The organism is Actibacterium lipolyticum (genome assembly GCF_900184935.1).
Lineage (GTDB): Bacteria > Pseudomonadota > Alphaproteobacteria > Rhodobacterales > Rhodobacteraceae > Actibacterium_A > Actibacterium_A lipolyticum.
In genome coordinates this window covers 613,646-634,814 of the sequence record NZ_FXYE01000001.1, presented here as the reverse complement: position 1 = coordinate 634,814, position 21,169 = coordinate 613,646, and the positions used below count along the sequence as shown (strand labels likewise).

General features: G+C 56.5%; 21 protein-coding genes. 5 read left to right on the top strand and 16 right to left on the bottom strand.

The genetic code is table 11. The features are described from left to right. The first annotated feature begins 74 nt into the window (after positions 1-74). A complete protein-coding gene (locus tag COL8621_RS03145; protein WP_141137817.1) occupies positions 75-2,600 on the top strand; it encodes a hypothetical protein in 2,526 nt (841 codons plus the stop codon). 117 nt (positions 2,601-2,717) lie between these two features. Here COL8621_RS03145 and COL8621_RS03140 read toward each other — a convergent pair whose 3' ends face one another. The 7 genes from COL8621_RS03140 to COL8621_RS03110 all read right to left on the bottom strand — a co-directional run bounded on the left by COL8621_RS03140 (position 2,718) and on the right by COL8621_RS03110 (position 10,038). Continuing rightward, positions 2,718-3,371 (bottom strand): DUF1523 family protein, encoded by a 654-nt coding sequence (locus COL8621_RS03140; RefSeq protein ID WP_093965862.1) that lies wholly within the window; start codon positions 3,369-3,371, stop codon positions 2,718-2,720. An 8-nt stretch (positions 3,372-3,379) separates the two neighbouring features. Next, on the bottom strand, positions 3,380-3,661 hold the full coding sequence (locus COL8621_RS03135; RefSeq protein ID WP_093965861.1) for a hypothetical protein: 282 nt from the start codon (positions 3,659-3,661) through the stop codon (positions 3,380-3,382). Beyond that, positions 3,661-5,007, bottom strand: coding sequence for a DUF6638 family protein (locus tag COL8621_RS03130; RefSeq protein WP_093965860.1), 1,347 nt, complete (start codon positions 5,005-5,007; stop codon positions 3,661-3,663). Before COL8621_RS03130 ends, COL8621_RS03135 begins: the two co-directional genes overlap by 1 nt. Further along, the gene (locus COL8621_RS03125) at positions 5,004-5,741 is read right to left on the bottom strand and encodes a hypothetical protein (RefSeq protein ID WP_141137816.1); all 738 of its coding nucleotides are present in this window, start codon (positions 5,739-5,741) and stop codon (positions 5,004-5,006) included. Before COL8621_RS03125 ends, COL8621_RS03130 begins: the two co-directional genes overlap by 4 nt. 13 nt (positions 5,742-5,754) lie before the next feature. Further along, the gene (locus COL8621_RS03120; RefSeq protein ID WP_093965858.1) at positions 5,755-7,689 is read right to left on the bottom strand and encodes an AAA family ATPase; all 1,935 of its coding nucleotides are present in this window, start codon (positions 7,687-7,689) and stop codon (positions 5,755-5,757) included. 87 nt (positions 7,690-7,776) lie between these two features. Next, entirely contained in the window at positions 7,777-8,919 is a 1,143-nt protein-coding gene (locus COL8621_RS03115; protein WP_093965857.1) for a hypothetical protein, read from the bottom strand. Positions 8,920-8,961: 42 nt separating this feature from the next. Next, positions 8,962-10,038: a hypothetical protein gene (locus COL8621_RS03110; RefSeq protein WP_093965856.1), complete on the bottom strand. Its 1,077-nt coding sequence runs from the start codon at positions 10,036-10,038 to the stop codon at positions 8,962-8,964. Between the two features lie 129 nt (positions 10,039-10,167). Here COL8621_RS03110 and COL8621_RS03105 point away from each other — a divergent pair, with 129 nt between their 5' ends. After that, positions 10,168-11,454, top strand: a complete 1,287-nt coding sequence (locus COL8621_RS03105) for an acetylornithine deacetylase/succinyl-diaminopimelate desuccinylase family protein (RefSeq protein ID WP_093965855.1) — start codon at positions 10,168-10,170, stop codon at positions 11,452-11,454. Here COL8621_RS03105 and panC read toward each other — a convergent pair. Together panC and panB are read right to left on the bottom strand one after the other, a co-directional pair. Further along, complete coding sequence (gene panC / locus COL8621_RS03100) at positions 11,451-12,299, bottom strand: pantoate--beta-alanine ligase (RefSeq protein WP_093965854.1); 849 nt, start codon at positions 12,297-12,299, stop codon at positions 11,451-11,453. The two genes, COL8621_RS03105 and panC, sit on opposite strands and share 4 nt — an antisense overlap. Next, positions 12,296-13,129, bottom strand: a complete 834-nt coding sequence (panB, locus tag COL8621_RS03095; RefSeq protein WP_093965853.1) for a 3-methyl-2-oxobutanoate hydroxymethyltransferase — start codon at positions 13,127-13,129, stop codon at positions 12,296-12,298. The genes panC and panB overlap by 4 nt, the downstream gene beginning before the upstream one ends. Before the next feature lie 179 nt (positions 13,130-13,308). Between panB and COL8621_RS03090 the strand changes: the two genes are divergently transcribed. After that, positions 13,309-14,778: an ABC transporter substrate-binding protein gene (locus COL8621_RS03090; protein ID WP_093965852.1), complete on the top strand. Its 1,470-nt coding sequence runs from the start codon at positions 13,309-13,311 to the stop codon at positions 14,776-14,778. A gap of 33 nt (positions 14,779-14,811) precedes the next feature. Here COL8621_RS03090 and COL8621_RS03085 read toward each other — a convergent pair whose 3' ends face one another. From COL8621_RS03085 to COL8621_RS03075, 3 genes are all read right to left on the bottom strand, one after another. Further along, positions 14,812-15,159, bottom strand: coding sequence for an SH3 domain-containing protein (locus COL8621_RS03085; RefSeq protein ID WP_093966890.1), 348 nt, complete (start codon positions 15,157-15,159; stop codon positions 14,812-14,814). A gap of 138 nt (positions 15,160-15,297) precedes the next feature. Continuing rightward, positions 15,298-16,512: an aminopeptidase P family protein gene (locus COL8621_RS03080; RefSeq protein ID WP_093966889.1), complete on the bottom strand. Its 1,215-nt coding sequence runs from the start codon at positions 16,510-16,512 to the stop codon at positions 15,298-15,300. Between the two features lie 203 nt (positions 16,513-16,715). Then, positions 16,716-17,519, bottom strand: a complete 804-nt coding sequence (locus tag COL8621_RS03075) for an ABC transporter permease (RefSeq protein ID WP_235823717.1) — start codon at positions 17,517-17,519, stop codon at positions 16,716-16,718. 141 nt (positions 17,520-17,660) lie between these two features. Between COL8621_RS03075 and COL8621_RS03070 the strand changes: the two genes are divergently transcribed. Further along, positions 17,661-18,233: a GcrA family cell cycle regulator gene (locus COL8621_RS03070; RefSeq protein ID WP_093965850.1), complete on the top strand. Its 573-nt coding sequence runs from the start codon at positions 17,661-17,663 to the stop codon at positions 18,231-18,233. Between the two features lie 156 nt (positions 18,234-18,389). On the opposite strand, the gene COL8621_RS18960 is transcribed toward COL8621_RS03070, so the two are convergent. The 4 genes from COL8621_RS18960 to COL8621_RS03050 all read right to left on the bottom strand — a co-directional run bounded on the left by COL8621_RS18960 (position 18,390) and on the right by COL8621_RS03050 (position 20,761). Beyond that, on the bottom strand, positions 18,390-19,208 hold the full coding sequence (locus tag COL8621_RS18960; RefSeq protein WP_141137815.1) for a hypothetical protein: 819 nt from the start codon (positions 19,206-19,208) through the stop codon (positions 18,390-18,392). A gap of 260 nt (positions 19,209-19,468) precedes the next feature. Beyond that, complete coding sequence (locus COL8621_RS03060) at positions 19,469-19,723, bottom strand: DUF6455 family protein (RefSeq protein WP_141137814.1); 255 nt, start codon at positions 19,721-19,723, stop codon at positions 19,469-19,471. A 3-nt stretch (positions 19,724-19,726) separates the two neighbouring features. Then, positions 19,727-19,984, bottom strand: coding sequence for a DUF6455 family protein (locus COL8621_RS03055; RefSeq protein WP_093965847.1), 258 nt, complete (start codon positions 19,982-19,984; stop codon positions 19,727-19,729). 72 nt (positions 19,985-20,056) lie between these two features. Then, entirely contained in the window at positions 20,057-20,761 is a 705-nt protein-coding gene (locus COL8621_RS03050; protein WP_093965846.1) for a M48 family metalloprotease, read from the bottom strand. Positions 20,762-20,927: 166 nt separating this feature from the next. On the opposite strand from COL8621_RS03050, the gene COL8621_RS03045 reads away from it, so the two are divergent. Then, positions 20,928-21,167, top strand: coding sequence for a DUF8831 family protein (locus COL8621_RS03045; protein ID WP_093965845.1), 240 nt, complete (start codon positions 20,928-20,930; stop codon positions 21,165-21,167). Positions 21,168-21,169 lie beyond the last annotated feature (2 nt).

The following is a 21,169-nucleotide window of genomic DNA, read 5'->3' as shown; positions in this document are numbered from 1 at the left end:
TAGGCAGCCATTGGTCCCAAAAACCCTGACGACGGACAGTAAGAAGGCAGACTCGCGAACGCCTTCTTGATGAATTGTCAGTATCCAGCCGTCGCCTCATCGAACGTTTATCTCTAAAAACGGGTAGCTTCAAACGTGAGCTTGCGTTTTATCTCGCGAAGGTTTCACCAACCATACCTGACGCCGGGATTGTGTTGGATAGCCTGATTGGATCGTGGGTTGACCAACAAGAAGGTGACCGATTCCACCTATCTCCATTGTTGTCAGATTATGCGGCAAAGACGCTATCCAACGAATACAAAGAGACCATTCAGAACGCCATCGCCGTTTCCCTAACAAAAGGCCGGAGCCTCGACGTAAGCGACATGAACGCCGCCCTGCTTGCTGCTTGGAGCGGCCAGAACACAGCAGTGATCGCAAAAATATGTATGGCCATCTTTGGTGCTGAGCATGATGAGTTGGAAATCATTGCACCACACATGTCCATGTTTACGTTGTTCAGGACAGATACCAGCGCGTATCCGTCAGAACCGGCAATCAGCCAGATGTTCCGCGCTGCTCAACTCATCCTACTGAATCAAGAAAGTGATCGTGGCCAACAGTTTTCAGACGCATTGAAGTGTTTTGAACGAGAGGCCTTGGAGGTTGAGGACTCATCGATAAGAACCTCCATGAGTATGTTAGCATACTCAAAAATCTTACTTCAAACCTCAAAAGCGGGGCTAGGCATTGGCTTCCTAGAGCTTATTTCGAAGCTCAATAAAATTCTGGAGAATAAAGACAACACACTTCCTTCTGAAATGGTCGAACACCTTGCGATTCCAGGCTCTGAAGGCGTCGAAGCTATAGCTTTTATGTTTCTGAACCAATCGAACAGAATATCGAAAATCCGCGACCTACTAGCTGTTTTCGACTACCTTGATCGCAGTCCACCAGCACTGCGTGAAAAGCTACTACGCGCGTTTCATCACGATGACTTTGAAATTGATATGCTCGTAAATAGCGCTTGGCTACGTGAACATGATGCTGACACCATTGATGCATCAAATCATGTTCCAATTTTTGCTCGCCTCGAAGAATATGCGACAAGTTGGGGACAGGCTGAGCTTGCTATTTGTTGTAGGAAGTTGCAGGCCATAATTCTAGACGAGTATGGCAGCGACAAGGACGGGGCCTTAGCATTATTAGATGAGGGACTGCAGCGCTACGGCTCTACCAACTCCGAGCTTGTTCGCGCAAAAGCGAAGGTCTTGTATCGTTCAGATGACCACAAAGGTAGCCTCGAACTCTCCAAAACGCTCATCGAAGGCGATGCGACCTTAAGCGAGGTCGAAAAGGCATTTCTGGGTCGAGATGCCGGAATAAGCGCCGAAAACGAGAGGGATTTTGAGGCTGCGCGCCGTTACTATCTTTACGGCAGTGCAGCGGCAGAGAAGAGTGATCTTCCTGATATGGCGGTAATGGGTGTCGGGTTACTGGCAGATGCAGCCATCGCAAGTTGGCATGCCGGAGATCGGAAAACTTGCCTTCAGGACTTCGTTGCTGTGCTCACTAAGATGCAGAGCTTTGAACCCGACAAATCGCAACGAGCCGCGCGTTGCTACGCTATTGCCATACATGCAATCATTTGGCTGTATCACGACGCGACAGGCAAAAAGTTCTTTCTAGATGGCGGCGTAGAAGCAAAGATTTTCCCAGGTTGCGTAAGTAATCCAGACCCAAGCAACCATGTGACTTCATGGCCTCGGCTTCCTATTGATATGGCTTGGTATATGCTGGCGAAGGCCGAGAACAACGCCTTGTTGAGTGTTGGGATTACGGAAAACCTCGACAACTTTTTACCAAATGGCCCCCTCGTTGAAGGTCAAATGCTGTTGATTTCCGCGAAGATGTACAATGCATTTACACGTTTGGATCGGACGCTGTTTGTAGAAGCCCTCGGGGATCAAATCGCCTACTACGCTTATGCCCAAGCTAGAGGTGCAGATAGCATCAATAACGTTGCTCAATTCAACTATTCTAGAATCCCGATAGCCAGCAAAGAGCAACAAATTTCGCTTTCTGACGTCGCTGAGCAATTTGTTCTGCTATATTCTGCGAATTGCATTTTTAAGGATATGGCAGATGAGGTAACTTTGTTTGTACAAGAGGTATTTCGCTCATCGAAATTTACAGTGCGACCAGAGCTTCTTAACCGTTTGCAATGCGATGGATCTTCTGAAGACTTTTATATGCAAACTGCAAAAAATGTCTTTCTGGAGAGTCGCGTCCTGACGGGCGAGGCACAAGGGACGCCCGCTCAGGTCTTCGAACTTTCGTTTAAAGTCATACAAATAGCTGAGGCCTCGGGAAATACTGAGTTGTTTTCAGGAACACTTCTGCCTTGGTTAAGGCAAAGATGGACATTCTGTTGGGATCGCCAACGCTTTCTATTGAGCGATCCATCACTACACGGGGAGGCAATCAGCACGGCCTTCGAGCGAGAGGGTATTTCAACGAAAACGAAGGTTGTCCGGGTCTTGTCTTCGATATTGCCGACACTCGGACTTGGAAACCAAAACGAACTTAGGGAAATTCTTGAAAAGTTGCTAAGGCCGTAATCTTGGCACTCATCCCGCCGATGCTTGCCTAGCTCCAAGCAGCGCTTGGAGGTCCGCTTTCGCTTAACCGTTGAGCGCGTACTGTCCTGCCGCGAACTTCCGCTTTCCGCCCTCCCCCTACTTCCGTGGCTTCCCCTTCCAGCTATCCAACCAGCCGCGAAAGCGGCCTTTGGCGCGGTCGGCGCGTTCGTCTACGGCGTCCCAGGTTTCCTCGGCATCTTCCAGCAGCGGGTCGATTGTGCGTTCGCGGAACTGTGCCCACAGCCGCGACAGGAACAGAAAGAACAGCGCAAAACCGATCAGGATGATGATGTTACCCCACGGGATCAGGCGCGCATCGGGGCCGTCCACGGGGCGCAGGCCCACGGCGTTGGGAAAGATCGACAGGAATTCGTTGCGCCAGCCGTAATGCTTGATCGCGTACCATTCCGGGGCGTCCTTGGTGGATTTCGCGTCGTTCGCCTCTGTATAGAGGTTCGCGGTGTCGAACTTGAAATAGGGCGGCCAGCCCCAGCCGGTATCTTCGTTGCGATAGACCATCGTTTTGCCGTTGGCCTTGACCGCTTGGATGAACTGCACGTCGCGGTTTGACAGGCTGCCCGACTGATCGTCCGGCACCGACCAGAACATGCGCGTCCAGTCGTTCAGGTCTTGCCGTTCCTCATAGGTGTTCACGATCCGCACGATATCGCGCTGCGGCATGGAATAGTGAAGGAAGCTGAACACGAAGAGAGCCAGCACGAAAAGGATTGTCCATTTGACGTAGCGCATCAGATTCCTCACGTGAAATTCGTTACATAGATCAGGACCAGAACGGCAACCACCGGCACGATAAAGACCCCAACGATCAACTTGCGGCGCAACGAGCCTTCGTACTCGCGCATACCATTTTCGATAAAGGCTTCGTACCCGGTTACCTCAAGCGTGCCTTCGGCGATCTGCTCGGCCGCTTGGTTTTCAAGCTTTTCGCGACGCACAGAGCGGGAATAGAACGCAACCATAAGGTACAGAACACACAGGCCAAGAAAGCCGAACACGCCCAGTCGAATAAAACCTAACATCAGCGCCCCCTTCGTACCGCACCCCAAGGGCCCACGCGTGCGACGATGTCGTCCTGCGGTGCCTTCGGCTCTTCCATCCCGGGCTCTGGGCCGAACAGTTCTGCCCGCGCGCCCGCCTTATCCACCTGATACTCGCGTTCAAGGAAATCAGCAACGAAGCCTTTCTTGGCATCCGACCACCCCGCATAGGTGCGATAGAACAGTTGTTTGTGACAGATAAACAGCTGACGCACGTCAAGCGGGCTTAGTTCGGCAAGCAATTGGTTCACGATATCACGGTCCGGCCCGGGTGCGGCGCGCAGCGTATAGAAATACGCCGGATGCTGAGACGATATGCGCGGCCAGTCCCCGCCCCCTTCGGCCCAGCGCGCCAGATCGCCCAGCGCTTTGAACTCTTCGGGCAAGGCAGCCCCCAACCGTTGCGCCAGCTTGCGCAGATCCTGACGGTTGGCCCCGCCAAGGTCATGGCCAAGCGTGGCGGCGGCATCAACCAGAATAAAATCCATCTTTTGGCGCAGGATGGCGCTTGCATCCACATTGCGGGCTTTCACAATCGGTTCGACCAGATCGTTCAGTTCCAGAAAGTGGGCGATTTGGTTGCGGTCGCCCAGATCGAACACATAGCGCAGCGGCAGCTTGCCCAGCCGCGCCTTGTCGGCCACCGCAATCGCCGCCGGGTGTTCGACATCGCGGAACACATAAAGGCCGCCGAAATGGTCGGTCCAGAAATTGCCCTGTTCGGTGCTGACATCGTTCAGGCGGATCGGGTTACGGGTGACATCACCGGTTTCCTTGGCCAGCCCGATCATCTGGGCAATCAACACGTCATCCCACCATGCGTCTTCTTCCTCGCGGAAGCGGGTGATGAGGCCCGCCAGCTTTTCGGCGCTGGCCACATGTTCGCGCGTGGTATCGGCATGCACGGTGATCTTGCGAATATCGAACAACCGTTCGGGCGTTGAGAGTTCGAAGACAGAGTTATCAAGCTCCCCCACCACGGCATCATGGGCGGTTAGCGCGAAAAGCTGCGGTTCGTTCACTTCAATGAAACGCCGCAGCAACGCGCGAGAGGTCGAAAATTTCGCATTCAGATGCGGCGCAGTTTTCTGTTCGGTCGTCAGCAGAATGAACTGCCGGTTCACCCCGTTGGGGTTCAGATACAGATGATCGCCCAGCTCATCCCCCACCTCGGGCGAGTAGCCGGAGATGTCGATGTGGAAATCGCTCAACGCGGTGGTCTTACCCGTCAGATGCTTGAGCGCACGGTTATACCGAGAGACCAAGGCGGGGCTGGAAACCTCGATCAGATTGCCGAACATCAGGCCTTTTTGGATGAGGCGTTTCATGAAGTAGCCACCTCTTTATCCCAGTAGCGATCATCGTCCCAAATTTCCTGGAAACTACGAGCCGCTTCAGGAAGACGCCATTCCCTGACCAAGCGTTGCTCTAGACGGGGGAGAGCATCAACAAGCTCGTCAACACGCCCAAGGCAAACCAGAAGCTTTCGGTATTCCGGCCCTCTTTGGGGAAACTTGTAGCGAATCCATAATGGGTCATCAAAGAACTTCTGGAGATGCTCTATGCGTTTCTGGATGGTGGGAAGCCACTGCTCTCTGCCATCCTTCTTCCAGTCGGATCGCGTTAAAAGATCTGCACTCTCGATGGGTTCGCCTTCGCCCTTTCTGAACCGCCATCCCCCGTACATTGATGTCGCCGTATCCAAACATGCGACGGCATCTAGTAGATCGTCTAGCACCAGGTCATATTCTCGAAGCGCTGCACGCTCGGACGATAGTTTGTTTGTCTTTTTCAACTCAAAAACCGTTGCAGAGAGTTCAGACCTTTGGATTACAACCGACGCGGCCACCCAAATCAAAGCAAGCGCCCCAGCGATCCCTGCAATCGTGTCCCCCATTTCATTAGGAGAAAGGCGGAGGAAACTTCTATATCGAACCATGCAGACTTCTTGCCCAACTGCAATCATCTCGCAATGTTCGCCGAGCGCAAGACATAGCACGAATACTACAGTAGCTACCGTTAGTATCACGGCTCCCCAAAATGCCGGCGTCGCCGATGTCATGGTTGAACGCACCTCACCCTCTCCCCTCCGCATACCTCTTCCGCGCCTCTTCCATCCGCCCCATCTCGCGCACGGCGTTCTCGATCGCGACCTCGTCGGATTTGTCGGCATAGCGGAATTCGCTGTCGGCATAGCGGTTGATCTCTTGCACAACCATGTCGACCGTGATCGGCTGGGTCATTCCGCGGATCATCGACAGTTTTTCGTCATAGGGTTTGAACAGGAACAGATCAGGGTTTTCCATCCATTCGTCGGGCAGTTCGAAATCCATCGCGCGCACCTTCACCGCGTCGGTGATGTTCTTGATGGCGCGGCCCGTGAACCTTTCATCCGCCTGTTGGATCGCTTTTAGGTACGTGCCCAGCTTGGCGATGGTATCCAATGTGCCGATGTCACTTTCGACCTGCTCCCAGACGCGCAACAGCCCCTCTTCGTGCGGTTTGCCGTGGCCTTCGAAACTGGCCGCGACGGCACGCTTAATCTCTTGCGCGGCGAATAGTTCGTGGTTCCCAACGGGGATGTCGTGGTTCTTGCCCATCAGCAGGTGCAGGATGTCGATGTAATCTTCGCGCGTTTGCGGCCCATCCACCAAAAACCGCGCCCCGGCCCGCTGGCGCAAAGCGTCATCAACGTTTTCAGGATAGTTCGAGAACATGCCGAAAGTGCAGTTGCCCCGCACCACGGTATTGGCACCCGCAAACGCCTCCATGAACACGGCCGTGACCTCTTGCTGGCCCGCGCTGGATTGGCGGTCGCCACGCTTACCGGCGATCTGGTCGATATCGTCAATGGTGCCAAAGCCGATCACATTCGGGTCCAACACGTTCTGCACAAAGGCCTTGGCGTTCTGGCCCGATTTGCCCTGATAGCTGTCGATCTGATCAATCGAGAAGTTCTGATACCGGAACGGATACCCCGCGTTCTGGCAGTATTCGTTCACCAGCCCAGCCATCATTTGGATCAGCGTCGTCTTACCCGTGCCCGGCTTGCCATCCCCCATGAAGGTAAAGATGAACCCGCCCATTTCCGCAAACGGGTTCAGCTTGCGATCAAAGTCATAGGCCATAACCATCTTGGCCAGCTTCATCGCCTGATATTTGGCGATGTGGTTGCCGACCACTTCGTTCGGTTTCTTGAACGTCATGGTCAGGGTGCTGCCCTTCCCCCGACGCGCTGGGGTGAAACCCTGAATGGTGAAATCGTCCGCCTCGACCCGATAGCTGGCGCTGTTGAACGCTTCCAGCTGTGGGGCGGTTTGCGCGCGCAGGCCCAGCTTTTCCATCAGCTGTTCGGCATAGGCGCTGATCGTGGCAATCATCCGCGGCTCGTCACTGGCAAAGGCGGCAAGGTCTTGGTCCAACTCCCACAGCGCGCCGTGAAGGGCCAGCTGCGCGTTGTCGGTCAGAATTTCCTCAACCCCGCCAATCTCAACAGTGGTCTCGGACAGATGGGGCGACAGCAGAAACGCCGTGGCATTGGCAAAAGCGGCCAGCGTCACCAAAGCCTCAGCGGCAAGCAGCTCCGAAAACTCGGTCTTGCGCGCGGCAGGCAGGTGCCCAGACAGGTTCGCCTTCTTCAGCTCGGCCAGCCCGGTCTGTTCGCCAAACCCTTCACCAACGGCCAAGCCAATGGCCAAACTGCGCCGCAAGCTTTGCAATGCGGTCGCCTGCAACGGCGACACCAGCGGGTCGTCGCCATCAGCCCCCTCAATCCGTTCGATCAGCCGCACGCCTTCGGGCCGCGCGGTGGAACGCGTGACAAGCCCCGGCGTGGTGGAACGAAAGCGGCGCGTGCGGGTGATACCGGGCGAACGCCCTTCCTGCGGTGCCTCTTTTCCCTTGGCAATGCGCGGCGTGTGATCCACCCCTTCCAGCATCGCAGCCGCCGCCGGATAGTGTTTTACGATCTCTTCCTCGCGCAACTCCATTGCGTCAGACGGCAGGCTCATCTCAAAATTCCTTCACTATTCATCTTGGCGAAAATACCTCCGCCGGAGGCAAGAAAGTTTCTGCGCTTGCGCCAGCATCAAGCCCCATCATCTGTAACTCAACACACGGCCATTCGGGCTGACCACGAATTTGCGCACATCGTGAAAGCCGGGCGGGTTGCTTTCGGCCAGCACCTGGAATGGACGCTGGGGCAGAATGATTGCGCGTTCGGTTCGGGTGGCCCCAGTGTCGGCACCCCGGCCCGAAAATGGGTCCAGCGCAAATATTTCCCGCTCGACCTTACCGAACCAGCCGCTTTTTTCTTCGGTCACACTTTCGCTGACCAGTTCTTCGACGGTCCAGGCAAGGGCCCAGTCTTCGCCCGCAGGGGCGTTCGCCTGATCCAGCACGTCGTGCAGTGGGCCGGATTGGCTGGTGAAGGCCGATGAATGCATCGGCCCCACGTGAATACGGCGCAGCCGTTTGGGGTGCAGGTCGTCGAAATCGGTGTCGAACCCCTTGGCGATTGTCAGCAGCTTTAGCCCGGCAACCGACTGCGCCATCAAATGACGCTGCGCCTCGGGCCAGCGGCGTTGATCGCGGGGCAGGCTTTCGCGGCCGGTGTCTTCGACCTCCATCAGATAGATGACGGGCAGGTTGATCTGACTGTCGTAAACCGCCCAATGCACCAGAAACCGGCGGCGCGGGTTGCGGTTTTCATCACCGTTGTTACCTTGCCAGATCGCCTCTGGGTCATTCTGCGCCCAGAACAAAACCCCCTTCTGCAGCGCTTCGTAGTAGAGCCGCTGGGACATGGCGAACTGCAACTTGGTGGGAATCGCCAGATCACCCACAATCGTGCGAACCATCTGATCCTTCAGCTCTTCCGCACCCGGCATGTTGCGCAGGTGGCGTTCGGCCTGTTGTGCGTCATTGGCCATGGTCAGCAGTTCGGAATAGACCGGAAAGCCGCTTTCGACGCGGTCAATCATAAGCGAGCCAAAGAACTGCCCGGTATCACGCCCTGTCATCAGGTATTTGTTGCCAAGCGCCTGAAAGCTGAAGCTGATCTTTGCCAGATAGCCCAAGATGACCTTCACGTCCGCACGCGTCAGCCGCCCCTCGTCCTGCATCGTGGTGGCGACACGGCTGAGGTGCCCGGTGATTTTCTCAAACTTCCGGAAATACCGACGCGCGGCATAGGTGTCGGTCAGACCTGCGTGGTCTTTGGTAAGGTCTGTATCAGTCATAATTCAGACCGTGCTGATCCCAAAATCGGCGCAACGCTCTGCTTAAGCCCCATAAAGGTTCTTGTCGTGCTTTTCGACGATTTCGGCAAACCGGCGGGCAAAGCGTTCGTCGGATTTTGCCTTTTGCTCCAGCACCTCGCGGGCGAAAACCATGTGGTCTTCGTGGGCCTCCATCATCTCGGCCATGCGCGAATTCGTGGCAGAGCCGATTGCCGCCATGGCTGTCTGCGCCTCTTGATCGGTCTTCACACCGATTTCGTTAATGCGGTGCGCGACGTCCTGTTGCTGTGCGGTTTTCAACGATTTCGTCAGGGCGTCATACAGAACGACACGCTGTTTTGTGTCTGTCTGAAGCTTGTTGATCAGCACCATCTGTGTGGCCGCTTGGTTCTGAAGGCTATCGACCCAAGTTTTACCCTTTTCGATATAACGTTCCAGCGTTTGCGATTTGGCCAGCTTAACCTGTTCGTTCTGGACCATCTCATTATAACGGGTGTTCAGATCGGCCAGTTCGGTTTCCAGCTTGGTCCGCGCGGCGGCGTCCTGTTCAACCGAAATCTTGTTTTCAAGTTCGATAATCTCGGGGTCCAGCGCCAAGATTTCTGCACGCAGTTTTTCAAGGTCACCGACGGTGAATTCCCGTTCGTCCAGCGTTTCGGTAAGGTTCGCGCCAACTTTTTCCTTCTGTTCATTCAGCATATCAAGCTGACCCTGAAGCAGTTGCACGATCACGTCGGATTTGCCGATCAAATCCTGCAGCTTGTCGTCAATACTGGCCGAGCGCATGCGTTCCTGACGCATCGCTTCGGATTTACCGCCCGCGAATATGCCGACAAACTTTTCCCAGCCGGTTTTATTGCGCATCTCATCAAAGTCTTTTGAGAAGCCGGTGGTCACATCGTCCAAACCCATAATTAGTTCGGCGATATTAGCGTTCATCGCTTCGGTATGCGCATGTACGTCTTCAAGCGAGGCGTTTTCGATATCGATGGAAATATCATCACCCGATTTCAACTTAGCCCCAGCAGTTTCAATTTTACTGCTTAGCTCGGAAATTCGGGCCTGTGCGGCTTGAACCTGTTCCTGAGATTCGCGAATTTGCGCATCGAAATCGGCCATTTTAACTCCTTAAATCAGTACGATCTGATTAGAATATGGGTAATGTTACGCCGAATTACATCGGCGGGTCGTCCAGTTTTGGCACATTGTTGCATTGTCGCACTGAAAAGTGCCAGCTAGGGTTTGGAAATGGCAGAATTTTTTGACGAAAAGCTGAAACAGGCTGTGGATGCGCAACGTGACGATTTGATTTCGTTGTGTCAGGATTTGATCAAGATCCCCACGTTGAACCCTCCGGGGCGGAATTACCGCGAAATATGTTCGTATCTGGCGGAACGGTTGGCCCGATCCGGGTTTAAGGTTGAAATGATCCGCGCCGAAGGGGCACCGGCGGACAGCGCCAAACACCCCCGTTGGAACATCATCGCCCGCCACGAAGGGACCAAACCCGGCGAATGTGTGCATTTCAACAGCCATCATGACGTGGTTGAGGTTGGCCATGGCTGGACGGTGGACCCGTTCGAAGGCGTCGTGAAAGACGGGCGTGTTTACGGGCGCGGCGCGTGCGACATGAAGGGCGGGCTTGCCGCGTCGATCATCGCGGCCGAGGCGTTTATCAAAACCTGCCCCGACTACGCCGGCGCGGTCGAAATTTCGGCCACAGCGGATGAAGAATCCGGCGGTTACGGCGGCGTTGCCTATTTGGCCGAAAAGGGTTGGTTCAACCCCGAACGCGTTCAGCACGTCATCATCCCCGAACCGCTGAACAAAGATCGTATCTGCCTGGGCCATCGCGGTGTCTGGTGGGCTGAAATCGAAACCAAGGGGCGGATTGCCCATGGTTCGATGCCCTTCCTTGGCGATTGCGCCGTGCGCCACATGAGTGCCGTGCTGGAAGAGATGGAACGCACGCTGTTCCCCCTACTGGCCACCAAACACACCGCCATGCCCGTCGTGCCCGAAGGGGCGCGGCAATCGACGCTGAACATCAACTCGATCCACGGCGGCGAGGCCGAGCAGGAGCCGGATTATACCGGCCTGCCAGCCCCTTGTGTGCCCGACCGGTGCCGCATCGTGCTGGACCGCCGGTTCCTGATTGAAGAGGACATCGCCGAGGTAAAGCGCGAAGTCACCGCCATGCTGGAAAGCGTGAAGGCCCAGCGCCCCAGCTTTGAATACGAAATCCGTGATCTGTTCGAGGTACAGCCAACGATGACGGAAAAAGACGCGCCAGTGGTGAAAACCGTGGCGCAGGCGATTGAAAAGGTTTTGGCGAAACAGCCCGAATACGTCGTGTCCCCCGGCACTTATGACCAGAAACATATCGACCGGATCGGGCGGCTGAAGAACTGCATCGCCTATGGCCCCGGCATTCTGGACCTTGCCCACCAGCCCGACGAATGGGTTGGCATCGACGATATGGTGGACAGCGCCAAAGTGATGGCGCTGACCTTGAAAGAGCTGTTGGTGCGTTAGTCTTTGACGCCGATATTGTCGATCAGGCGCACACCGGCCAGATTGGCCGCCGCCAACAGGCGCGCGGGGCCAGTTAGCGCGGTCATCGGCTGAAGCGTTTCGGCAGAGCGAAGCTCCATATACTCAACATCGTTGAACCCACCGGCCACAACCTCGGCTGCGGCTTCGCCCAAAACTGTGGCCACATCTTCGCCCGCGGCGATACGTTCGGCCGCGCGGGTCATCGCCACGTTCAGCGCAGGGGCGTAAACGCGCGCACGGTCAGACAGCAGAAGGTTGCGGGACGACAGCGCCAGCCCGTCTTCTTCGCGGATGGTGGGGCAACCGACAACCTCGATCGGGATATCCAGATCGCGCGCCATACGGCGCACCAGCATTAGCTGTTGAAAGTCTTTTTCACCAAAGAACGCCTTATCGGCCTGCGTTTGGTTGAACAGCTTGCTGACAATCGTCGCCACGCCATCGAAATGGCCCGGACGATGCGCACCGCACAGCCCCTCGCTTACGCCGGAAACGCTGACGTTGGTGGCAAAACCGTCGGGATAGATCTGATCCACATCGGGAACATAGATGGCATCCACCGCGAACGGTTCCAGCTTTTCGGCATCCTTATGTTCGGTGCGGGGATAGTTTTCCAGATCTTCGGGGTTGTTGAACTGTTTTGGGTTCACAAAGATCGTAACGATCACCCGGTCGGCACCGGCTTTGGCGGCACGTACAAGGCTTAGGTGCCCGTCGTGCAGCGCGCCCATGGTGGGAACAACGGCAACGGTTTCACCGGCCTTACGCCACGCCGACGTGGCCGCGCGCAGGTCGGCAAGGGTACGCAGAATGGGTGCTATCACTTCTTAGGCTCCGGTGCGGTATCGCCGAAGATGTGTTCGGCTGCGGGGAATTCGCGGGCGCGAACCTCGTCCGCATAGGATTCAATCGCTGTGGCCGCGTCTTGGCCCAGCGTGGCATAGCGTTTGGCGAATTTGGGTTTGAACGCGGTGAACAGGCCCAGCATGTCGTCAACGACCAGAATTTGCCCATCACAACCCGCCGAGGCACCAATCCCGATTGTGGGGATCGGAATGCGCGCTGTAATCTCATCCGCAAGGTTTGCCGGAACCTTTTCCAGAACAACAGAGAACGCGCCGGCCTCTACCACAGCGTCGGCGTCTGCCAGAATTCGCTTGGCATCTTCGCCACGGCCCTGAACCTTGTAACCGCCCAGCGTGTTGATCGCCTGCGGGGTCAGCCCGATATGGGCCATCACCGGGATGGAGCGTGCGGTCAGGTGCCGGATCGTCGGGGCGATTTCCACCCCACCTTCCAGCTTAACAGCGGAACAGCCGGTTTCAGCCATCAGTCGCGCGGCGTTGCGAAACGCCTGTTCGGGGCTTTCTTCGTAGCTGCCGAAGGGCATATCGACGACCATCATCGAACGGCTAAGCCCGCGTGCAACCGCCTGACCGTGCATCACCATCATATCCATCGTCACACCCAGCGTAGAGGGCAGACCATGCAGAACCATACCGACGCTGTCGCCAACCAGCACGATGTCGCACTGTTCATCAACCAACTGGGCGATGGGGGTTGTGTACGCGGTAAGGCATACCAGCGGCGTACCGCCTTTGCGGGCCAGAATATCCGACGGAGTCGGCACTGTTCGTTTAATCGTCGCGCTCAACGGCAATCCTCCCAAGGCAGGTCAAACGTGGGCTGTCTTATACCGCCGCAGCGCAGAAAAACCAGCCCAACGCTGCGGCGCGCAACAATATTGCGCACGCACTGCTTGCGTTACGCGCCGTCAACGCGTTTCATAGGCAAGCATCCGCGCATTTCGCGGGCCGAAGCGGGAGACTAAACATGCGTACCCTCCGTATGACGGCTGCAGCTATTTTGCTCAGCTCTAGCGCGGCCCTTGCCGCGAATGACAAAATCACCCTTGGCATGGTTCTGGAGCCACCAAACCTTGACCCAACCGGCGGCGCCGCTGCCGCGATTGACGAAGTTGTTTATGCAAACATTTTCGAAGGCTTAACCCGTTTCGCCCCCGACGGCGCGGTGGTGCCCGGCCTTGCGACAAGCTGGGACATCAGCGATGACGGAACCGTCTATACGTTCCATCTGGCCGAAGGGGTTACCTTTCACGATGGCACCACGATGGACGCCGACGATGTCAAATTCTCGCTAGAGCGGGCGACAGCAGAAGACAGCACCAATGCGCAAAAAGCCCTGTTTACGGGCATTGCATCGGTCGAAGCTGTTGACTCGGTCACTGTGAAGGTCACGCTTTCGGCCCCTGATGGCAGTTTCCCGTTCAAGATGGCGTGGGGCGATGCGGTGATCGTGGCGCCCGAGTCTGTTGAAACGGCGGCCACCGCGCCTGTTGGCACCGGCCCGTTCAAATTTGCCGAATGGGTTCAGGGCGACCGCGTCGAAATCACCCGCAACCCTGATTACTGGGGCCCGGCGCCCGCGCTGGAAAGTGCGACGTTCAAGTTCATCTCGGATCCGAACGCAGCTTTTGCCGCGATGATGGCAGGTGATGTGGATGCCTTCCCCAACTTCCCCGCGCCCGAGACGCTTTCGCAGTTCGATGCCGACCCACGATTTAGCGTCATCGTCGGTTCGACCGAGGGTGAGACGATCTTGGCGATGAACAACCACATGCCGCCGCTGGATAACGTGAAGGTGCGTCAGGCGATTGCCCATGCGATCAACCGTCAGGATATCATTGATGGCGCGATGTTTGGCTATGGCACGCCCATCGGCACGCATTTCGCGCCGCATAACCCGGACTATGTGGATCTGACCGGCCTGTCGGCCTTTGACCCCGAAAAATCCAAGGCCCTGTTGGCCGAGGCGGGCGTGTCCGATCTGACGCTGCGGCTTGCCCTGCCGCCCCCCACCTATGCCCGCCGCGGCGGAGAGATCATCGCCGCCCAACTGCGTGCCGTGGGGATCGAGACAGAGATCACCAACATGGAATGGGCCCAGTGGTTGGAACAGGCGTTCAAGGGCAAAGACTTTGACCTGACCATCGTCAGCCACACAGAACCGGCAGATATCAACATCTATGCCCGGCCCGAATATTACTTCCAATACGGTAAGCCCGAGTTCATCGCGCTGATGGACAAGCTGAACCTGACGACCGATCCGGCGATGCGTTCTGACATTCTGAAACAGGCGCAAACCATGATCGCCGGGGATTATGTGAACGGTTATCTGTTCCAGCTGGCCAAGACGGGCGTGGCGAATTCCAAAATCCAAGGGCTTTGGGAAAACGCACCAACTCAGGCCAATGACCTGACCGGCGTAAGCTGGATGGAATAAGTGATCGGCGGCGGGGCGAAATGCCCTGCCCCGTTACCCTGCCAGCGGTCTAAGCCAGTTGCTATGGACCCAACCGCGTTGTCCGCTGCCCTCTCCCATATTCGGGCCATAGAACACGCCGCGCCACTTTCCGCGCGCATCGCAAACGATGACCTGATCACCGTTATATAATGACCCTATCTGCGGATATTGCGTTCCCGGCCCGGTGCGCACCGCAAGAAAACCGTCGCCATTCGGGTTTAGCCCCGCGACAACATCCAGCGCACAATTGGCGGCCTGACCGTCACCTTGTGGAACCTGGATCGCAACATCCAACGTCTGTGCGCAAAGCGGTGTTGAGACGCAAGCAAGGGCAAAAAGTGCTGCGCGAAGTTCAATCATCGCACCCTCCATCGTCAAAAATTGAGTTTCAAAATCAGTTGGCCAAACCGGCCAGTGTCACGGGCAAAATCGCGCCCGTGACTTAGGATACCACATCGCCCCACCCCAGAGGGCGAAATCCGTGCGTTGAAGCGTGACCTATCCGACCACGTTGAAATCAGGCCCATAGGGGTAGCCGGTAATGTTTTCGGCCCCGTCTTCGGTGATGATCAGGATGTCATGTTCGCGATACCCGCCCGCGCCGGGTTGGCCTTCGGGGATGGTCAGCATCGGCTCCATCGAAATGACCATGCCGGGTTCCAGCACGGTGTCGATATCTTCGCGCAGTTCAAGCCCCGCCTCGCGCCCATAATAATGCGACAGCACGCCAAACGAATGCCCATACCCAAACGAACGGTATTGCAGCAGGTCCCGTTCGGCGAAGAACGCGTTCACGCCATGGGTCACCTCGGCGCAGGTGGCGCCCGGCTTCAGCAGCGACATGCCAAGTTCATGCGCCCCCACATTGGCGTTCCAGACCGCAAGCGAGGCGTCGTCCACCTCCTCCACGAACATGGTGCGTTCCAACGCCGTGTAATAACCCGAGATCATGGGGAACGTGTTTAGCGACAGGATATCGCCCCGCGCCAGCACCCGCGCGGTCACCGGGTTATGCGCGCCATCTGTGTTAAGCCCTGACTGAAACCAGACCCACGTATCGCGGTATTCGGCGTCGGGGTAACGGCGGGCGATTTCCAGCTCCATCGCGTCGCGTCCTGCCATGGCGATGTCAATCTCGCGCGCACCGGCCTTTACGGAGTCTTTGATGGCATAGCCGCCCACATCGGCCACGGCGGCACCCGCACGGATCAGATCAATCTCTGCCGGTGATTTGCGCATGCGCTGTTGCATCGTGGCGGGGGCAATGTCCTTCACGGAACGCGGGGAAAGGAACGCCTTTAGCTTGTCGGACTGCACCAGTGTCAGGTGGTCACCTTCATACCCAACGGCGCGGCCTTCGCCCGCCACGTGCCGAACCGCGCGCCAAAAGTTATCGCGCGTCCAGTCGGTATAGGTGATGTTATCGCCATGACACCGCCGCCACGGCTGGCCTGCGTCAATCCCGGCGCTGATTGTCACGCTTTCACTGGCCGTCACGACCAGCCCATAGGGCCGCCCGAACGTGCAGTACAAAAACCCCGAATAATAGGCGATATTCTGCATCGAGGTCAGAACAACAACGTCCACCCCCGCGTGATCCATGGCAGACCGCAGCCCCATCAGGCGCGCGTCATATTCTGCTGGCGCAAAAGGCAGCGGGGCCTTTTGACCGTTGTGAAACCTAAAGAATTCTGGGCGTTCGTTTTTTGTCATCACGACCTCCTGAAACGGCACGGAGTGCATCCGGGCCTAAAGAAAGGTCCCGGCGTTCAGGACGACAGGCGGGCTTTGCCGCCAAGCGTGGGGCAGATGCCCCCGTGGCGACGCCATCGCCACCGCTTGTGCAAATGTTTGGCGAAAAATTCCGGGATGGCAAGCGTGGCTTGGCGAAGGCCAGCGTATTTCACCGCCGCCCCTTACGCCTTCATCCGGTACCCGCGGCGGAACCAGTGCCAGCACAGCAGCAATACGAACGCCGTGGCGATGGTGCAGATCACGACACCAAGCAAAGGGTTGCTGTCAGATTGGCCGATGATCCCATAACGCACGCCGTCGATCAGGTAGAAGACCGGGTTGAAGTGGGTGATCGCTTGCATCACCGGGGGCAGGTTTTCGATCGAATAGAACGTACCCGAAAGAAAGCTAAGCGGCGTGATAACGAAGTTGGTAATCGCCGCCATCTGGTCGAACTTGTTAGCGAAAATCGCCGCCACGATTCCAAGGCCCGCCAAAAACGCCGACCCAAGGATCGCAAAGGCCAGCGCCCACAACGGGTGCGCAATGCCCATGCCAAGGAACACCACCATCACCGCACCGATGGCCAGCGCCACAAACATACCACGCGCCATGCCGCCGGCCACATAACCGACAACCAGTTCCGCCGGGGATAGCGGCGGCATCAGCGTATCAACGATATTGCCCTGCACTTTTGAAATGACGATCGAGGACGATGTATTCGCAAACGCGTTCTGCATCACGGTCATCATTAAGATGCCCGGTGCCAGAAATTGAACGAACGGCACACCCATCACATCCCCGCGCGTCGGGCCGATGGCCAGCGCAAACACCGTCAGGAACAAGCCCGCCGTGACCAAAGGCGCGGCAAGGGTTTGTGTCCAGACCGCCAAAAAGCGGCGAATCTCTCTGGACGCGAGGGTATAAAGACCCAGCCAGTTTACCCGGCCAAAACGGCGAACGCCCATGGTGGTTGAATTGTTCATTACACTTCCCAGCTATGTATGCCTGCACCGGGCTTGTATCCCGGTGCCTACCCCGAATAGAATAGGGGTAAGTAAGAATTCTCCAAGGTGACTGGGTGCGAAGGGCGTTGCCCGCCGGTTGCCGTCAGCCAAGGAAGCAGGATGTCCTGGACGGAAGAGCGTGTTGAGACGCTGAAAAAAATGTGGGGCGAAGGCCAGTCGGCCAGTCAGATCGCCAAAGAACTGGGCGGTGTGACCCGGAATGCTGTCATCGGCAAGGTGCATCGCCTTGGCCTGTCGAACCGCGCCGGAAGCGGCGGCGGTGCGAAAGCGCCTGCGAAGGAAAAGCCCGTTAAGGCAGAGGCCGCGCCAAAGCCCAAGGCCGAGGTGAAACAGCCCAAGCCAGAGCCTGCAACGGTTTCTGCGAACCCGCCCCCGACGCCGATTTCCGCGCGTAAGCAGATTATTCCGGCCGGTCAGCCATTGCCGCCGCAGCCGTCCGCGAATGAGATCAGCCCCGAGGCGCTTGCCTCGGTCCGTGAGGTTGAGAAGAAGGCGAAGAAGATTTCGCTGATGGAACTGACCGAACGCACCTGCAAATGGCCCATCGGTGACCCGGCAACCGAAGAATTCTGGTTCTGCGGTTTGGGCGTACAACAAGGTAAGCCTTATTGCGAAGCCCACGTAGGCGTGGCGTTCCAGCCCATGAGCTCACGCCGGGACCGGAAACGGTAAACCCACCACAACTTAGTCTTTGAAGGCGCGCCGGTGAAAATCGGCGCGCTTTTTTTGTTGGGGGTGTCCACAAACCGCGTTGGTCCGCTTTGCGGGACGAAGTGTGAATTCGCTGCGGTTGCACCAATGGCTGCACCCGGCCCAGAGCGGACGCAGTCAGCCCCCTTCAATCAGTGAAGGATGACATTCACGCATTAGGTGCAGCATATTTTCATATTGAAAAGATGCCTCGTAAGTAACAGACGTGATGAGCGCATGGTCGGCACTGCCCAAGAAGAGTGGATTGCCCGCAACATGTTCTTTGGGAAATTGAGATAGATGCACATGCAGAATTAGGCCGTCTAAATAAATTCGCATGATCTTCACGAATTGATCGTTAGAGCCTTCCAGGTCAAAAATTTGTTTCTCGTCGATCCACGGAGACTGATTGTGTGTCATCCCTACTGTTGAAAGCTGTGTCAGCGAAACAGGAAACGGCGAAGCGCCAACAATCGGCTCTCCTAGTACAAACTCCCTTAGCCTTTTTTCTTCTTCCTCCCCGAGTTTTGCTTCCGCCATATCTGGAAGCGACGACGCGGACGCTCGCCAAGCTACGCTAAGCGCAAAACGGATCAATGTGCTTACATCGGCAATTTTCACCTTCCGATAGCCATGATCTGGCAACGTAAGCGCCATCTTCTCAAAATACGGCCGGAACACTGTCCAGCCGCTCCAGACAAGTTGATGCCTCCTGAGTAACTTAATAGCTGCATCGTCTATTTCAGAAAGAAAATCCTCTCCTTCCCTTGTAACTAGGTTTTTGTCGTACCAACTGGACCATCTTCTTCGCTCTCCCCTCGCTTTACTCGATTGGTACAAAGCTTCGCCTCTCACTGCAGGGCGGGTAAAGGCTTGTGGTAATATGTGGCACTTTACGAACTTGCCGCGTGAACCAGTAAGCGCGCAGCACCCAAGATTTGACTTATTCTTTGGCATCAAAATTCCGAATAGCTCACGTGAAGATAGAAATAGCGCCAGTCTGGAAACAACTTCAGACTAGCCCAAGTGCATGACTATGCAACGTCTGCTTTTTTGCTCCACCGCCATTGGTGCAACGTGCAACATTCGACAAAGTGGGCTCCAACCGGACCTAGGGCGTTACCCAGCCAAACCCCGCAACAGGGCGCTGTGGGCGATGTACACTGCAAAGCCTAGCCGCGACCGATGTGATTGGGCGCTGGTTCTCATAACGTGCGCTAGGGTTTTAGCGCCTCTAACGTGGATTTCAGCGCGCAATAGTCTGGCAGGTGGTCAGCGCCAGCGCCTTGCTTAGCCAGCCAAGGCACACATTTTTCTGTCTGGGCGCATGCCATGCATTCCGCGATGGTTTGGGTATAGTCGCTGCGCGCAAACTGCCCTCTGACCAGCGCTTGATGTAGGTTCACGCCGATTGTGCGCGCCATGCTTTGCGTTAGCCAGAAATGCAGTGAAAGCTTACTGCAATCGGGCATGGCTTAAGCACCGCGAAGCGTTTCCAGCAGATCCTTGTTTCGACAATAGGCAGGCGTGTGATCAGCGCCATCAGGATGCGCGGAAAGGAAGTGTGCGCAGTCTTCAGCACCGCCGCACCCGACGCAGCGCACGACTGTCGCGCGCAACTCTTGCGGGGCCAGCCGGCCGGCCTGCATTTCTTCGATCAGATCAACGCCAAGCGCGTCGGCCATCCGGCCAACCAGATCGGCGTGTTCATCCATTTTCTTGAAGCCAAACATCGCTTCTGTCCTTTTTGAAAGGGAAACCCCCTTAAGAAGAACAGAAACGCGGTGTTTTCACTTTGACACGGATCAAAGACCCTTTGCGACGCGGCGCACGGTTTTCTGACGTTCTTTGTTCGGCGGATGAGAGCCGAGGAACTGATCGCCCGGATCGGGGATACGATCAAAATACTTGGCGCCAAGGATGGGGTCATACCCTGCCCGCGCGGCGATCACGGTACCAAGGGAGTCTGCCTCAAGCTCCATATCCTTGGAAAATGCACGGGCGCCAACGGTCGCGCCAAGCTGCTGCGCCACGTCCACGCCTGCCTGACCGGCCCCAAGAATGGACGCACCAACCGTCGCCAACAACGCGCCTGCGGTCGCGGATTGCTGCTGTTTGGGGATGTGGCCGCGGATGTGATGCGCAGCTTCGTGACCCAGCACAAATGCCAATTCATCATTGTTTTGGGTTTCGGCGATCAGGGCCTGCGTAAAGACGATGACCGGAACACCCGACTTATCCAACGTTTGATAGGCGTTGGATGGCTGACGAGCGTCGGGGTGCACCAGAATTCTGAAATCACAATTTGCGCCAGAGGTACGCCTGCGGCAGATCGACTCGGCCACTGGTTCGACCCGTTTCACCACCGAATTGAAATTGCGCGACGCCACTTTGGATGGCCCCGGCGCAACAGACGAGGTGCGCGACGGCGCGGTCGGGGATGTAGTATCGACTGTGGTGACAACACAGCCCGACAGGGCAAGGCAGATCAGTGGTAAAACAACACGCATTGGCAAACTCCAAACTCTAGTCGCTTCAAGATAGTGATTGTGACGCCCGACGCCAATCAACTCTTTCCGGCAAGCGCGAATATATGATCGCGCGCCATAAACTCTTTGTCATCGACAGCGCAGGTTTGCCATTTCCAAACCCGCCGGGCCGGGCTAGCCTGATCTTATGTTTACAATTGAGCACGAATTTGACGCCACCGTTATCACCCTTGTCGACGAAGGCGGGGGGCACCTTCAGGAAGACGTGACCATCAATGCGTTTGAAGAGTGTATTACGGTCGAACAATACGATCAGCGCACTGACAAGGTTCAGAAAATCACGTTATCCCTGACGCAGATTGATGAGCTTGCCGCCGCGCTGGATCTACCCGAAGGGGTTTACAAGCTTGTCGGGAAAAACAAGTAACG